13 protein-coding genes are annotated in these 16,947 nt (G+C 39.5%); all 13 read left to right on the forward strand.

What is annotated here, in order from left to right:
• Nucleotides 1-2 precede the first annotated feature (2 nt).
• The 13 genes from JOC76_RS02715 to rhaS all read left to right on the forward strand — a co-directional run bounded on the left by JOC76_RS02715 (nt 3) and on the right by rhaS (nt 16,886).
• Nucleotides 3-1,463: an aldehyde dehydrogenase family protein gene (locus tag JOC76_RS02715; protein WP_205175887.1), complete on the forward strand. Its 1,461-nt coding sequence runs from the start codon at nt 3-5 to the stop codon at nt 1,461-1,463.
• A gap of 68 nt (nt 1,464-1,531) precedes the next feature.
• Nucleotides 1,532-3,052 carry a M81 family metallopeptidase gene (locus JOC76_RS02720; RefSeq protein WP_205175888.1) on the forward strand — a complete coding sequence of 507 codons (1,521 nt, stop codon included), beginning with the start codon at nt 1,532-1,534 and terminating at the stop codon, nt 3,050-3,052.
• Entirely contained in the window at nt 3,040-3,519 is a 480-nt protein-coding gene (locus JOC76_RS02725) for a GNAT family N-acetyltransferase (RefSeq protein ID WP_098528243.1), read from the forward strand. The genes JOC76_RS02720 and JOC76_RS02725 overlap by 13 nt, the downstream gene beginning before the upstream one ends.
• A 60-nt stretch (nt 3,520-3,579) precedes the next feature.
• Complete coding sequence (gene kamA / locus JOC76_RS02730) at nt 3,580-4,989, forward strand: lysine 2,3-aminomutase (protein ID WP_098528242.1); 1,410 nt, start codon at nt 3,580-3,582, stop codon at nt 4,987-4,989.
• 2 nt (nt 4,990-4,991) lie between these two features.
• The gene (locus tag JOC76_RS02735) at nt 4,992-5,270 is read left to right on the forward strand and encodes a YokU family protein (RefSeq protein ID WP_205175889.1); all 279 of its coding nucleotides are present in this window, start codon (nt 4,992-4,994) and stop codon (nt 5,268-5,270) included.
• Nucleotides 5,271-5,432: 162 nt separating this feature from the next.
• On the forward strand, nt 5,433-6,920 hold the full coding sequence (locus JOC76_RS02740) for an amino acid permease (protein ID WP_205175890.1): 1,488 nt from the start codon (nt 5,433-5,435) through the stop codon (nt 6,918-6,920).
• Between the two features lie 612 nt (nt 6,921-7,532).
• Nucleotides 7,533-8,540, forward strand: a complete 1,008-nt coding sequence (locus JOC76_RS02745) for an autoinducer 2 ABC transporter substrate-binding protein (protein ID WP_239557508.1) — start codon at nt 7,533-7,535, stop codon at nt 8,538-8,540.
• A complete protein-coding gene (locus JOC76_RS02750; RefSeq protein WP_205175892.1) occupies nt 8,530-10,356 on the forward strand; it encodes a sensor histidine kinase in 1,827 nt (608 codons plus the stop codon). The genes JOC76_RS02745 and JOC76_RS02750 overlap by 11 nt, the downstream gene beginning before the upstream one ends.
• Nucleotides 10,346-11,959 carry a helix-turn-helix domain-containing protein gene (locus JOC76_RS30690; RefSeq protein ID WP_205175894.1) on the forward strand — a complete coding sequence of 538 codons (1,614 nt, stop codon included), beginning with the start codon at nt 10,346-10,348 and terminating at the stop codon, nt 11,957-11,959. The genes JOC76_RS02750 and JOC76_RS30690 overlap by 11 nt, the downstream gene beginning before the upstream one ends.
• A gap of 188 nt (nt 11,960-12,147) precedes the next feature.
• Nucleotides 12,148-13,659 (forward strand): sugar ABC transporter ATP-binding protein, encoded by a 1,512-nt coding sequence (locus JOC76_RS02760; RefSeq protein ID WP_205175895.1) that lies wholly within the window; start codon nt 12,148-12,150, stop codon nt 13,657-13,659.
• Between the two features lie 29 nt (nt 13,660-13,688).
• A complete protein-coding gene (locus JOC76_RS02765; protein ID WP_205175896.1) occupies nt 13,689-14,726 on the forward strand; it encodes an ABC transporter permease in 1,038 nt (345 codons plus the stop codon).
• Nucleotides 14,727-14,730: 4 nt separating this feature from the next.
• Nucleotides 14,731-15,765: an ABC transporter permease gene (locus JOC76_RS02770; RefSeq protein ID WP_205175897.1), complete on the forward strand. Its 1,035-nt coding sequence runs from the start codon at nt 14,731-14,733 to the stop codon at nt 15,763-15,765.
• Between the two features lie 62 nt (nt 15,766-15,827).
• Nucleotides 15,828-16,886, forward strand: a complete 1,059-nt coding sequence (rhaS, locus tag JOC76_RS02775; protein ID WP_205175898.1) for a rhamnose ABC transporter substrate-binding protein — start codon at nt 15,828-15,830, stop codon at nt 16,884-16,886.
• Nucleotides 16,887-16,947 lie beyond the last annotated feature (61 nt).

Genomic DNA, 16,947 nt, shown 5'->3' on the forward strand with positions numbered 1-16,947 from the left:
TTATGTCTAGCCAAATCAAAACAGATATTCTTCAGGGAGATCTTTATATAAATGGAGAATGGGTAACTGCACCCGACCAATCGTATTTTAATAGTTTAAATCCCGCAACAGGTGAACTTGTTGGCCTATGTGCGGCTGCTACAACAGAACAAGTGGATGATGCTGTCGAAATAGCGAATGATGCCTATTTAAAATGGAAGAACACCCCCATTCCAGAACGAGCGGAATATTTAACGAAAGCAGCTCAATTGTTTGAAAAGCGAAAAGACGAACTTGCTCGTGTCATGACAATGGAGATGGGCAAAGTACTGTCTGAGTCTTTAGGTGAAGCAGGAGTCGTCATCGCAACTGCTCAATACATGGCCGGTGAGGGACGACGCCTCTTTGGAGAAATAGTCCCGGCAGGTTTCCCAGACCGCAACGTAACAATGGTTCGTGAACCTCTTGGAGTTGTCGCCTGCATTACTCCTTGGAATTTCCCGGTTGCGCTTGCTTCCTACAAAATCTTTTCAGCCCTGATTGCTGGGAATACTGTCGTATGGAAGCCTGCTTCTGAGGTTGCGTTATCGGCAAAGATTTTCGTGGAAGTCTTGGATGAAGCTGGATTTCCTGCGGGCGTTGTTAACTTAATTACTGGTTCGGGAAGAATTGTGGGACAAAGACTTGCAGAGCATCCGGATGTGAAAGTCATTTCGTTTACGGGTTCAACTGAAGTCGGTCAACAGCTTAGTGAAATGAGCAGTAAAACGTTAAAACGTATATCATTGGAGCTCGGCGGAAAAAACGCCGTGATTGTCTTGAAGGATGCCGACTTGGAAAAGGCGGCAGAAGGAATTGTAAAATCAGCGTTTACGACAACTGGCCAGCGCTGTACAGCAGCAAGCAGGGTAATCGTGGAGCGTCCGGTACAGGAATTGCTAGTGCAAAAAGTAGTGGAATTAACAAAGTCTATGAAAATAGGAAATGGTCTTGAAGTAGGGATACAAGTGGGCCCACTCGTAAATGAAGACCAGCTTCGTACAGTCGAACATTATGTAAAAAAAGCGATCGAAGAAGGCGGGAAAATTGTATCAGGCGGTAAGCGTGTCAATGAATTGGGAGGCTTTTATTATGAACCCACCATCATTGAGAATGTCAAACCGAAGGATACCATTGCACAGGAAGAAATATTTGGCCCTGTTCTTGCCATCATTGAAGTAGATTCATATGAGGAAGCCATAAAGGTAAATAACGGGACCATTTATGGGTTGTCGACTTCTATTTATACTCAAAGTCTCCATTTTGCAAACCGTGCTGCCAAGGAGGCGGTAAGCGGACTTATCTATATTAATAACGGCACATCCAATGCTGAGATGGGCGTGGCATTTGGAGGAATGAAAATGTCCGGAAACGGTCACCGTGAAGTTTCCCATCATGTATTCGATGTCATGACAGAGTGGAAGTCAATTTATACAAATTATTAATTTTCAAAACGGACAGGGAAGTTCAGGAAGACTATATTAATAACTTCATATATCCGAGGGGGGAGAATATGAAAGAACATCGTATCGGTATCGCATTCTTCTACCATGAATCCCACAGTTTCAGCCCGATAAAGACTGAAATCGAACAGTTTCGCCATGAAGGCTACTTTATTGGCGACGAAATTTATGATGCCTATACGGGCACGAAAACGGAAGTGGGCGGGTTTTTAGATGCTTTGAAACAAGAAAAGGATGTGGAAATCGTACCTCTAGTGTGTGCGGCTGCGATTCCCTCCGGGGTCGTATCAGCCGAAGCATACTCGATCATCGAAAAACAAATGCTTGAGTCCATCCAACAGGCGGGAAGGCTAAATGGTTTATTGCTGGCATTGCATGGAGCAATGGTTGTGGAAGATCTCTTTGATCCGGAAGAGCATTTACTGGGTAAAATTCGGGAGCTTCTTGGACCGCGAATCCCGATTGCTACAACACTAGATATGCATGCCAATTTAAGTGAAAAAATGATTCATTACACACCACTACATTTTGGCTTTAAAACCTATCCCCATGTTGATATGTATGACCAAGGCGTTCATGCAGCAAATGCTTTAATGAAGCAATTAAAGGAAGGGGTAAATTATTATGCTTCTTTTGAAAAATTGCCAATGATGCCCCCTTCTATCAATATGAGAACTTTAGAAGGACCGATGCACAAAATGGTCGAGTGGGCAAAACTTGCCGAACAGGAAGCAGGAATTGAGAATGTATCCGTATTTGGCGGCTTTCCTTATTCGGACATCCCCATGGTCGGTGCAAGTGTACTAGTTGTTTCGCTTGATCCGAAAAAAGGAGAAGAGACAGCTAAAAGGATGGCATCCTTGTTCTGGAGTGTCAAAGAAGAATTTATCATCGATTTACCCAGTGTAAAGGAAGGGCTGGAATTGGTGCTATCTATTGAAGACGATCGTCCGGTCGTTCTGGCAGACATATCAGATAATCCTTTAAGTTGCGGGAGCGGCGATACAACAGAACTGCTTCGGGAAATGGTAATGCTCGATATTCCGGACACTTTGTTCGGAGGCCTCTATGATCCCAAATCGATCGAGCTTTGTCGTAAAGCGGGAGTAGGAAATAAGGTATGGTTGTCCCTTGGTGGGAAAGTGTCTCCTGAATTCGGGGAACCCGTTCAAGTGGAAGCAACGGTAATGGCTCTATCAGACGGAATATTTCAAAATACGGGCCCCTTCAATCAGCATTTAAGAGTTGATTTAAAGGGAGCGGCACACATCCGTGTTGGTCAGATGGATATCCTTCTGATTGGCAGGCCGATGTCAGCGAATGATCCTGCAATGTTTCGTCATATCGGGCTTGAGCCATCGACCAAGAAAATTCTCGCGCTCAAGGCTAAAAATCATTTTCGTGCAGCATTTGAACCAATTGTAGGCCGGATCATTTATGTGGATGCGCCCGGTGTTGCTTCGAATTGTTTATCAACATTTATGTATCGTAATATTCCTAAGCCAATTTGGCCGCTGGATGATATCGAATATGAAGTGGAACGGAGGGGGAAAGAACGATGGAAACAATGAAAAAAACCTATTATATCGAAGTACCGGCTGCATTGAAGCCCGATCAGCTGACAATGATGATGGAGCTTGAAAAAGATGCATTTCCGGGATTTGGGGCAGTAGATGAACAAACACTTGTCCCGCTTACACGTTATGGGAAACTCATTCAATATCGGCAGGAAAGTGATCCAAGACCGATTGCGATTTGCGAAGTGATGAGAGCTTACCACGATATTCATAAAGCCTACATTTTTGGATTCTATGTCCGCTCTGATCAGCAAGGAAAAGGCATAGGGAAATTATTTTTACAGGAAATTTATCCGATTTTAAAGCAAGATGGATTTCAAAAAGTATGCTTAACGGTCAACGTTGAAAATAAGTCAGCTGTTAAGCTATATGAAAAAATGGGGTTTGCTATAAAAGAGACGAGATTCGATGAATTTGGAGAAGGCGAAAATCGCTACTATATGGAATACTCCATTTCTTAATAAACAGAGAATTTATTAAAGGGGTCATAAAAAATCAGCCAATTTAGGGGGAGTTTAATAATGAGAAACACTTTATTCAAACCGAAAAGACATTGGAAAGAAATCGAGCTTTGGAAGGATGTAACCGATGAGCAATGGAACGATTGGGTTTGGCAGCTGACGAATACAATCAAAAATTTAGAAGATTTAAAGAAAGTTGTTAACTTAACACCTGAGGAAGAAGAAGGCGTTAAAATCTCAACGAAAACAATTCCGTTAAACATCACGCCATATTATGCATCACTTATGGATCAGGATGATTCAAGATGTCCGGTTAGAATGCAGTCTGTGCCGATTTCTCAGGAATTGCATAAAACAAAATATGATTTAGAAGATCCCCTTCACGAAGATGAGGATTCACCAGTGCCAGGGTTAACCCATCGTTATCCTGATCGCGTGCTGTTCTTGGTAACAAATCAATGCTCCATGTACTGCCGTTACTGTACCAGAAGGCGTTTTTCCGGACAAATTGGAATGGGCGTGCCAAAGAAACAGTTAGACACAGCGATAAATTATATTGCATCAAATCCGCAAATCAGAGATGTGTTAATTTCTGGAGGAGACGGTCTCCTTATCAATGACAATATTTTAGAATATATTTTAAAAAATTTGCGTGAGGTTCCGCATGTTGAAATTATTCGCATCGGTACACGGGCACCTGTCGTGTTTCCGCAGCGAATTACCGAAAATCTTTGTAATATCTTGAAAAAGTATCATCCAGTTTGGCTAAATACACATTTCAATACATCCATAGAAATTACAGAAGAATCGAAGCGCGCTTGTGAAATGCTTGCAAACGCTGGTGTTCCGGTTGGTAATCAAGCGGTTATTTTAGCAGGAATCAATGACAGTGTTCCGATCATGAAACAGCTTATGCATGATCTTGTTAAAATTCGTGTTCGTCCATATTACATTTACCAATGCGATTTATCAGAGGGGATTGGCCATTTCCGTGCCCCAATAAGTAAAGGATTGGAAATCATGGAAGGACTTCGCGGCCATACATCGGGTTATGCCGTTCCGACATTTATCGTTGATGCCCCTGGCGGAGGCGGTAAAATTCCATTGCAGCCGAACTATATTATTTCTCAAAGCTCCAATAAAGTCGTATTACGAAACTTTGAAGGTGTCATTACCTCATATCCTGAGCCACTGAACTATGTGGCAGGCAGTGCAGAAGATTATTATAAGAAGGTTTATCCTGAAGTATTTGAAAAGTTTGAAAGCAATGGTGTTCTGTCGCTTATTGATGATACGAAATTTAACTTGACCCCAGAAGGTTTGAAACGGTTAGATCGCCGCAAAACGTACCGGGAAAATCCTGAGCATAGCTCTTTAAAGGATAAACGCGATAAACGTGACGAGTTAAAAGAGAAAAAGTTCCAGGCGCAAATGAGCAAGTACGAGATGGTGGGAGCAAAGGAGGAATAATGTTGATCTGTCAATGGTGCGAATCCGAAACAGTCCATGAAACGAGCAACACAGTGTATTGGGAAATTCCCGACGGAACAAAAGTAATTGAAATTCAGGGCACACCGTCCATTCTATGCCTGGAATGTGGAATGAACTATCAAACAGATACTACCGTAAAAGAAATTGAGGATCAGCTATATTTAATTGATTCTTCCATGCTTGAAAAAAGTATGAAGTATGAAACCCTAATGGCTGCTCCGCGCTTATTAAAGCGAAACTACTTTGATTTTTCCAAATAAATAGCGAGCCGTCTCCCGTTTTTAGATACACCAGCAATGAACTTTTATTCTTGGACAATTTATCCCTACTATCTTCAAGAAAGGATAAATTGTCCAAACAATCTGCAATAATTCTTATGGTTAGATAGTTTCTTAGTGTTTAAAATAGAAGGGAGACAAGACATGGAAGCAATCAAAAGCTATACAAATAAAAATCAGAAAAATCGAAATAATAAAGAGGACGAACAGCAAGTTAAACGCAATTTAAAGGCACGTCACCTGACGATGATTGCTATTGGAGGGTCAATCGGGACAGGGTTATTTTTAGCAACAGGGGCGTCCATTCAAACGGCTGGACCAGGTGGCGCGCTAATTGCGTATGGAGCTATTGGCATCATGGTCTACTTTTTGATGACTAGTCTCGGAGAAATGGCTACGTTAATGCCGGTGTCGGGATCTTTTTCAACATATGCCAGCCGTTTTGTTGATCCGGCGTTTGGTTTTGCACTTGGTTGGAATTATTGGTTTAACTGGGCCGTTACACTTGCGGTTGAAATAGTTGCATCCGCTATTATAATGAAGTTTTGGTTTCCGGATGTACCGAGCATCTTATGGAGTGCACTTTTTTTAGGATTAATCTTTTTATTGAATGCGTTATCAGTTAAAAGTTACGGAGAATCCGAGTATTGGTTCTCCTTGATAAAAGTAGTGACAATCATTGTTTTCATTGGAGTCGGTTTGCTCACTATTTTCGGAATTCTTGGCGGCCAGTTTATCGGGTTTAAAAACTTTACATTAGGCGATGCTCCGGTTCATGGCGGTCTTTTATCCATTTTAAGTATTTTTTTCATCGCAGGTTTTTCTTTTCAAGGAACGGAACTTGTCGGGATTGCTGCAGGAGAAAGTGAAGAGCCGGAGAAAAACGTACCAAAGGCGATTCGACAAGTATTCTGGCGTATTCTGCTGTTCTATATTATCGCCATTGCTGTCATTGGCCTTATTATTCCTTATACAAGTCCTAATCTGTTGGGCAGGGATGTCGATAGTATCGCTGTCAGTCCTTTTACCCTTGTATTTGAGAAAGTGGGCATTGCATTTGCGGCATCGGTGATGAATACGGTCATTTTGACATCGGTCTTATCGGCAGGGACTTCTGGTTTATATGCGTCGACTCGAATGCTTTGGTCGATGGCAAAAGACGGACAGGCACCAAAATTTTTACAAAGAGTAAATAATCGCGGGATTCCAATGAATGCCCTTGTTACTACGACCATTATTGGAGGCTTGGCCTTTTTAAGTTCCATTTTTGGAGATCAAGTGTATACATGGTTATTAAATGCGTCCGGTTTAACTGGATTTATTGCATGGATTGGAATTGCTGTCAGCCACTACCGTTTTAGAAAAGCATATATCGTCCAGGGCAAGGACATAAATGATTTGAAATTTAGAGCCAAATGGTTCCCATTGGGTCCGATTCTCGCTTTTGCTATTTGTGTCTTTGTCATTTTTGGCCAAAATTATCAAGCTTTTATAACTAGTGAGATTGATTGGTATGGAGTGGCCGTGTCTTATATTGGTTTACCAATCTTCTTGGCAGTATGGCTCGGGTATAAATTAATTCATAAAACAAAGATCGTTACACTAAAGGAATGCTCTTTTGAAGAGAAGTAGTCATTATAGGGATAAAGGTATTGATATATCAACCTTTTGGGTTGTCTCGAACAATTTGGTTTAAATAACCGTTTTACACATAGACTGTGTAGGGTACTATAGACAGACTGGAGAGCCTCTATTGCTATGTTGGGATACCCAATAATGCATAGGAGGCTACTATTATTCCCCCGGTTAGCTGTAAAAAGTTGTCAACCGCACCTTAAAGTCGTTAAATCTATAATATTAAAGGAACGATATTGCTACAACTACTCATTCCTTTTTAATGACCAACTCTGGTTATCTAAAAGTGGTAATCAATTATAGGAGTAAAGAAAATAATCTTAAACTTCCTTATTATTATTTTTGGATAAACTCCGATACTCATTAGGAGTAACTCCTTTTATTTTAAATGGGTCATGTATGAATTGAAAAAATAGATAAGACGCCAGCTATGGTATCCTATCTATTTTTTATTATTCAAGTGGAAAAATTGTGTTATGATAAAAATGGTAAACAATAATAATCGGAATATTCGCTTTTTATATTCAGATCGGTTGGTTTGTGGTTGTTATTATCAAAAAACGTTGGGGGAAATGGAATATCATGAGAAGAGACTATTTTTTTTTCATATTGGTATTTCTTGTTTTTGCAAGCGGTTGCAGTAAGGGGGAAGAGTTTAAAGTTGTATACTCCAATGGAGAAGTGAAGAATCCTCCTCAAGAAAAGGAAGGAAGTAAACCTTATACCATTGCAGTAGTCCCAAAGTTGGTCAATATTCCGTATTTTAATGCAGTAGAAGAAGGAGCAGCAGAAGCAGGAAAAGATCTGGGAGTAAAGGTAATCTATAAAGGTCCAACCGTTGCAGACGCTGACCAGCAAATAAGAGTAATCAATGAATTAATTGATCAAAAGGTAGATGTCATTGCCGTATCCGCCAATGATCCCGACAAGCTAGTGCCAGTTTTAAAGAAGGCAGAAGTTCAGCATATTAAGGTCATAACATGGGATTCCGATACCCTTCCAAACTCAAGAGAATTCTTTATCAACATGGTCAATCCAGAAACCTTGGGAAGACATTTGATGGATACACTGGCTTGGAAATTAAATGAAGAAGGTGATTTTGCTATCATCACAGGAGCCAAATCAGCAGCCAATTTAACCAAATGGTTAAACTGGATACAAGTACAGCAAAAAGAAAATTATCCCAAAATGCATCTTATCAAAATCGTTGCCTCGGATGATGATCCCCATAAAGCATATATACTCGCAAAGCAGTTTCTAACACAGTATCCAAATATAAAAGGCATTATCGGAAATTCTTCTGTTGGTCCGCCGGCCGCAGCTCAAGCTGTCAAAGAAGCTGGGAAAGCCGGCAAAGTCGTCGTGGTAGGGTTATCCCCGCCAAATCCAATGAATCAATATTTAAAAGAAAATGATGCACAAATTGTGACATTATGGAGTCCAAAAAAATTGGGATATTTGACAGTGGCTCTAGCTGCCAACCTAATCCAGGGGCAACAGCCTTATGATGGTGAAAGAATTCCTCAAGTCGGGAAAATTAATATGCTGGATGATATGGTCATCATGGGGGAACCCATAGATTTTACAAAGGAAAACGTTGATCAGTATGATTTTTAATAGGATAAGACTAAGAAACTACCGTTTAATGAATAAACTGATTATTACGTACCTATTGATTACGGTAATCCCAGTTTCATTCATTGGCTATATCGGATATAACCAGTATACCAAGTCAATTGAGGAGCAGGTCGGCGAGTATATTCCAAGGGTATTGGATCAGGCGAATGAGCGAATCAATGATCATATCAATGAACTAGAGGAGCTTCCGGACTTTCTCTATAATTCAGATCAAGTGATTGAAATACTTAGAAAAGATGTTTATCAAAACAATTCTTCCCTTTTACGAGATAAGTTTCTTGTAAACAGCTACTTGACAAACACTTATATTAACGGTGGAAATTCGGATATCCTGGGGGTTTTCATTTTATCAAAAAACAGGCTGTTCGCTGCTTCGAGACTTCCATACACAGGTTTTGAAGAAATTGCTTTGCCATTTGGACAAGATTTAGATTTAAAAGGCAAGCAACAAATCATATTTCCCAATCAGATCAAATTGAAATTTAAAAATAACCCACCCTATATCTTGCTTATGCAGCAAATAACAGACACAGAGAATCGAATGAAATTAGGAACTATTTTTATCGCAGTCGATTTAACCTTTGTTAAAAATATAGTAAAGAATTTAGAAACAGTTAACAAAGCAGATATCACGCTAATGGATACGAATGGACAAATTATTTATGATACAAATGCCAAGTATATTGGAAAGACAAATATGGATTTAAACCATTATCCCAAAATTAACGGAAGTTTTAAAACAACAAGGGAAAAGGATAATAAATTGATAAGTATTAGTCGAATAGGTCCCGATCAGTGGATTTTGACTCATAGTGTTTTATTGAAGAATTTGACAGAAAGGACCGATCTCGTCCGAAAAGCGACCATCATTGCCTTTTTGGGTGTCATTCTCATAAGTACTGTCATCTCGATTATTCTTGCTTGGAGTGTATCAAGACCCATCAACCGATTAACGAAATTAATGAAACAAGTGGAAAAGGGTAACTTTAATGTCGATTTCCCCATCAGTGGCAATGATGAAGTAGGCGTTCTTGCTAAAAGCTTTAATTCGATGGTTCATGAGATTAATAGTTTAATAAAACAGAACTTTCAAATTAAACTTCAACAGAAGGAAGCCGAATTATATGCTCTTCAATCTCAAATAAATCCACACTTTATGTATAATACCCTTGAAACAGTAGGAATGGCTGTAGAAGAAGGGGAGGATGAAGTGGTGGTTGAAATGGTTACCCGACTTGGCCGTATGCTTCGATTTTCGATAAACAATAAGGAAAAAATGGTTCCGATCGACCAGGAAGTTCAACATATCAAAGATTATTTAACAATTCAAAAATTTCGATTTGAAGATCGAATTGAATTTTCGATTCATGAAGAAATTGATTCTAAAAAATACTACACGCCAAAGTTTATATTGCAGCCGATTGTTGAGAATGCCATTAAACATGGACTGGATGAAGAACAGGATTTTAAAATCGACATTTTCATCACCAGAGTGGGTAATGTTATAACGAAAAATGAGGAAGCGATTTTTCGAGTAATTGATAATGGGCCTGGTATTCCTGAGAAAACTATCTCTGACCTCAAGAGCTACCTTGAAACGGACCCAATGGCAAGGCGCGACTCCCAATTTGGATTAATTAACGTCCATGGTCGGCTAATTATGATGTTTGGAAAAGGATTTGGATTGCAAATTAATAGTCAAATGAAAAAAGGGACAGAGATAATGATTTCGATCCCTTTAATGATGCAAGACAATTTGGGAAAGACTGAAGGTGGTGTAGGTAGTGATCAATAGAAAAATCAAAGCCATTGTGGTAGATGATGAAAATCGAATCAGACGGGGAATTGAAAGGTTAATCTTATCATGCGGGGAAGAATTTGAAATTGTTGGGAGCTACAGCAGTGGAACAAAATTGATGAAGGAATATGAAAAAGAAAACATTCATTTAGATTTATTGATTACAGATATTAAAATGCCGGGTATGAATGGGCTGGAACTTATCAAAGAAATGAGAAAAAGAGCCTCTTTTGAAGCGGTAGTTATTAGCGGCTTTAACGATTTTCATTATGTGCAAACAGCCATTCGCGAACGAGCGCTCGACTATATGGTGAAACCGTTAATTCGAGATGAATTCCGACAACAGTTGGGGAAAATAAAAGATAAGATTTTAAAAAATTGGGAAGAAGAAAAAAAGGTTGAAATCATCGACACTCAACTCCGTCATGTGAAGCAGACTCAAGCTTTAGGCAAACTTGTCAGAGGAAATGAAATAGATCTTGCTGAATTGGAGTGGACAAAAGACTTTCCTAAAGGTACATATTCCCTATTACATATTTCCATTGACTTTAATCAAAAGAGAGATATTTCTGCACTCCAAAGTGGAGAGCTTGAAAAGAGGATTCAGGATATATTAGAGGATCTTAATGAAGCAACTCTAAACCTATCTTGGATATGGAAAGGGGATGAGGCTTCGTTTTGGATCTTAATACACAACAAAGAAGCTGACCAATTACAAGAAATGATGATAGCTGAAGGACTGCATTCCACTATAAAAACAGGAACGAACCTGACCTCGACCATCGCACTTAGCAGAGGTTTTTATGACGTGGCTGTTATACCCGCATTAAGAGACCGTCTTTCAGCACTGCTGCAATTTCGCCTGATTTATGGCGGAAATCAAATTTACACCCTTTCATTGGTAGAAAATATTCTGAAGGAGAGGGGGAAAATCAGAGAGTCTAAGGAATTAGACATTACCATTACGAGAATGGTAGAATCTCTTGACCTTTTAAGGAGGGAAGAACTTTTTCATCATCTTAATCATTTCCTCAACGAAGTAAAACAGCTTCGTTCCCCACAGGATATAGAAAAAAGTATTCAAGTGTTGGCGATACAATCAATCAACCGGCTGTTAACAAAGTCCTCTGCAAAAGACGAGCTTCATTTAATTCAGGAAGCACTTAAGCTTACGAGGAAGTCTCCAAACTTCATAGAATTAAAGAAAAATCTAACGACGTGGATGCAAAAAGTGCTTAATATCTTTGAAGAAATGAATCAACATGAATCGGTAAATCCTATTGATACGGCAAAAACATGGATTACGGATAACTTAGGAAATAATATAACCATTGATAAAATTGCCAAAAAAGTTCATATGAACCCCACTTATTTCTGTGAATATTTTAAAAACCAAACTGGTGAAACGGTATTGGACTTTGTGACAAAAGCAAGAATAGAAAAAGCAAAGGAATTGCTATTATCAACCGATTTTAAAATATATGATATCTCACAACAAGTTGGATACAATGATACCAAATACTTCAGTAAATTGTTTAGAAAGTATTTTGGGGAAGTTCCTTCTAAATATAAGGAAAAAGCAAAAATTAATTTAAATTAACCTCCTTTCAGGGGTTTTTTTTAATTTTTGAAATATTGCCGAAAATCATCCCCCTTAACCGAAAGATGTCTCCTTTTCTAATAACGTGTAATTAAGTAATCTATATGTAAGCGAATTCAATATAGCGTTTTCACTGTTTATATCAATGGTACCCAAGGTATATTCTGAGAATCCAAGGAGTGGAAAGAATGTCCGAATATGTACTTGAATTAAGGGGGATAACCAAAATATTCCCGGGTGTTAAAGCCTTAGATCATGTTCATTTTAAGTTAAAACCAGGACAAATACATGCATTAATGGGGGAAAATGGTGCTGGAAAATCGACCTTTATCAAAGTCATTACTGGAGTTCATAAACCAGATGAGGGAGAAATTTTTTTAAATGATGAAAAGGTAGAATTTAATAATCCAAAAGAGGCTCAGGCTAAAGGGATCGCCGCGATATATCAGCATGTAACCAATTATCCCGATTTGAGTGTCACGGAAAATATTTTCATGGGACATGAAAAAATCGCAAAGGGGACAAAGCGATTGCTTTGGAAACAAATGCATGAAGAAGCGAAAGAATTATTAAGAAGTTTGGGATCTACCATCGATCCAAAGACGGAAATGGGGGCCTTAAGTGTTGCCCAGCAGCAAATTGTGGAAATCGCCAAAGCCATCTCAACCGATGCCAAAATTATTATTATGGATGAACCAACGGCGGCTCTTACTGCGAGGGAGAGTGAGGAGTTATATAAGATTACTGAAGGATTAAGGGATCAAGGGGCTTCGATTATATTTATTTCTCATCGATTTGAAGATATGTACCGTCTAGCAAGCCAGGTCACGGTATTCCGAGATTCCAAATATATCGGTTCATGGGGAGTAAATGAGATTATCAATGAAGACCTTATTGTGGCAATGGTTGGACGAAAGATTACTCAGGTGTTTCCAAAAAAGAAATCGACCATTGGAAGTGAAATTCTTCGAGTAGTAGGGCTAGGGAAAACAGGATATTTTGCGGACGTTTCATTCACGTTGCATAAAGGAGAAATCCTTGGTTTAACAGGTCTTGTTGGAGCAGGACGTAGTGAGGTTTGCCAGGCTATTTTTGGCATTAGCCCATTCGATAAGGGAAAAGTCTATTTTAATGGGAAAGAAGTGAAGCTCCATAATCCTTTAGAAGCGATGGAAATGGGAATAGGCTATTTACCTGAGGATCGTCAATTACAAGGATTAATTCTCGACTGGGATATTGGTAGAAATATCTCCTTACCAGCTCTTAAAAGACTATCAAAAAAAGGTTGGCTAAACGCAAAAAGAGAGGCAGAGGTGGCTAAGAACCTTGCGGAAAAAGTAAATGTAAAAGCCAACAGTATCTTTGATTTAGCCAGTTCTCTTTCCGGCGGCAATCAGCAAAAAGTGTCGGTTGCCAAATTATTAACGGCAGATTTGGATGTCATTATTCTTGATGAGCCAACAAAGGGCGTAGATGTGGGGGCTAAATCAGCAATTTACGAGATTATAAATGAACTAGCCGCCCAAGGGTATGGAATTATTATGATTTCATCGGAAATGCCTGAAATTTTAGGACTAAGTGACAACATAGTTGTGATGCGCGAAGGAAGGGTTACAAGAATTTTAAATAAAAGCGAAGCTACACAAGAGTCCATTCTTGAATCTGCCATGATGGATTTGTCAAAGAAACTAACAGTATAAAGAAAGATTAGAAGAAAGAGGTGAGCATCATGCCAGAAGGAGTTCTGGAAAAAGCAACAAACGCGGGGCAGCAAGTAGAAAAAGTATCCTTTTCAGCTAAAATCTCGAAGTTTAGAGAGCTGGGGCTACTCCTATTTATTCTCTTGCTTTCCGTCCTGATCCAATTCCGAAATCCAAGATTTTTCACTATAGAAAATATTAATGATTTGGTTACTAATACGGCCATACTAAGCATCCTTGCACTAGGGATGATGGTGGTACTAATTACAAGGGGGATCGATTTATCGATCGGAGCGGTTATCGCCATTTCAGGAATGATTACCGCTCAAACGATTAGTACACATCCAAATTTAAACCCTGTTATGGCGATCATACTTGGAACGGCAATTGGAATCATTTGCGGGATCATCACTGGATTTTTGGTCGCAAAAATAGGCCTTATGCCCATCATCGCATCCCTTGCCATGATGAATATCTTTAGGGGACTAACTTATACGATTAGCGGTGGGAAATGGGTCAGTTCATATCAAATGTCGAAAAGCTTTGTTGGAATTGCCACCGGGAAAATCTTAGGAATCAACACACTTATCTTTATTGCCATCATTATTTATCTTGTTTTCTATTACTTTATTAATCACACAAGAACAGGCAGACAAATTTATGCGGTTGGAAGCAACCCTGATTCGGCAAAGGTCAGCGGAATCAGCCAAACGAAAATCTTAATGTTGGTATACACCATTATGGGAGGGCTTTCAGGCTTATCGGGTGTTTTATGGGTTTCTAAATATGCTTCAGCACAAGGAGATACCGCGTCCGGATATGAGTTAACCGTGATTGCTGCTTGTATTCTTGGCGGAGTCAGTATTGCTGGAGGGGCAGGTAAAATATCCGGCGTCATCCTTGGATCGATTCTTCTTGGTGTATTAAATAATGCTTTGCCTCTATTGAATGTATCACCGTTTTGGCAATCCAGCATCCAGGGAGCCATTATTCTGGTAGCTGTTGTGGTTAACACGTTAGTGAAGAGAGGCGTGGATCGAAATAATCTCTTAAGGAGGAAAATCTAAAACCATGGAGCAGAAAACGGTCACTCAAGAGGAACATCCCAACCGAAAAATCGTTTCGAAAAAAACATTCTCAATAAAAACCTTTTTCCTTCAGTGGGAATGGATGCTTGTCCTCATTTTATTAATCATTATGTTGATCAACACCAGCTTATCACCTTATTTTTTAGATTATTCCAATTTAAGGGATGGAACCATGACGTTTTTAGATAAGGCCTTCATGGTTTTCCCAATGGCCTTGGTGATGATCCTGGGTGACATCGATATATCGGTGGGGTCCACAGTGGCACTATCTTCCGTTATAATGGCTACTTCTTATCAATATTTGGGATTGCCGATGGGCATTTCCATTGTAATCTGTCTAGCTGTGGGATCGCTTTGCGGATTGATCAATGGGCTTTTAATCGTCAAGTTTAAAGAACTATCCGCTGTTATTGTCACCCTTGGTACGATGATTCTTTATCGGGGAATCGCTTATATTATCCTCCAGGATCAGGCCGCTGGAAATTTTCCGGACTGGTATCAACTGCTTGGATGGGGATATGTAAATGGAATACCCATTATTCTTATCGCTTTTCTTATTTTCGCTGTTGTTTTTGTCGTCTTACTTCACAAAACCACTTTTGGCAGACAAATCTATGCCATTGGAAACAACTCTACGGCCAGCCGATTTTCCGGCGTTCAAAACGATAAAATCAAACTGATTGTGTTTACACTTATGGGGTTTACAGCTGCTGTTACAGCATTATTTTTAGCTTCAAGGATGGGAAGTACAAGACCAAATATTGCAACAGGCTATGAATTAGATGTGATTGCCATGGCTGCATTAGGCGGGATCAGCACGGCCGGAGGAAGAGGAAAAATGATCGGCACGATGATCGCGATTTTCATTATTAGCTATCTTCAATATGGTTTAGGATTGGTCAATATTTCGTCGCAAACTTTACTGATTGTTGTGGGGCTGTTACTCATTTTTGCTGTTGCGGTTCCAAAGATAAAGTTAAAACAGATTCTAAAGGTTAAAAGGCAATCCGGTCATTAGGTTACATGACAGTGTTTCTACTGTGTGTATAAAAACAATTAAAAATCAAGGGGAGAAAAGGAATGAAAAAATTTTGGGGATTATTTGTTACTGTTGTCATGATTTTCTCGATTCTGGCTGCATGCAGCGCGACCACTTCAAAACCAGAATCAAAATCAGATTCAAAGGGGACTACATCTGAGAAAAGCGGACCGAAGAAATATGCATTTGTGTTTAAAAATACGGGTAACCCTTATGGGGAAAAGATGCAGGATGGATTTCAAAAAGCGATTAAAGAAAAAGGCGGCGAAGTCATCCTAAGATCACCGGATCAGCCGACCGCTGAAGGGCAAATTCAAATTATTGAGCAATTAATTAATCAAAAAGTAGATTCCATTACCATTGCAGGGAATGACCAAGATGCTCTGCAGCCAGTTCTTGAGAAAGCGATGAATGCAGGGATTAAAGTTTCATCGGTGGATTCAGCCGTAAATGCAAAAAGCCGTATGGTCCATGTCAATCAGGCCAACCCTGAAAGAATTGGTGGAGCGCTAATTGAGGGTGTTTCACAAATGATTGGCGGCAAAGGAGAAATTGCCATCCTAAGTGCAACTTCTCAAGCGACCAACCAAAATACCTGGATTGAAGTAATGAAAAAGGAACTCCAAAAACCAGAATATAAAGATATTAAATTAGTAAAAGTAGCTTATGGGGACGACTTAAGGGATAAAAGTGTATCGGAAACAGAGGGATTATTACAGTCCTATCCAAATCTGAAAGCGATTATTGCTCCAACAACCGTAGGGATTGCTGCTGCTGGAAAAGTGCTTTCTGACAAAGGTCTTGGAGGAAAGGTAAAATTAACCGGTTTAGGGCTTCCTAGTGAAATGGCTAGCTATATTGAAAACGGAGTATGTCCGTGGATGTACTTATGGAATCCAATTGATGTAGGATATGTGGCAGGTTATACGGCAAACGCATTAGTAGAAGGTAAGATTACTGGGAAAGTAGGCGATAAGTTTACAGCTGGAAGCCAGGGTGACCAGACCATTGTAGAAGATGGTGATGGGACACAAGTGATGCTAGGTGATCCATTTAAGTTTGATAAGGATAATATTGCTCAATGGAAGAGTGTTTACTAATGAATCGAAAATAGTAGTAATAAAAGGGAAAGCTTATAGAGTCAGATTTGAATTCATCTAT

This window comes from Neobacillus cucumis (genome assembly GCF_016908975.1).
GTDB classification, from domain to species: domain Bacteria; phylum Bacillota; class Bacilli; order Bacillales; family Cytobacillaceae; genus Neobacillus; species Neobacillus cucumis.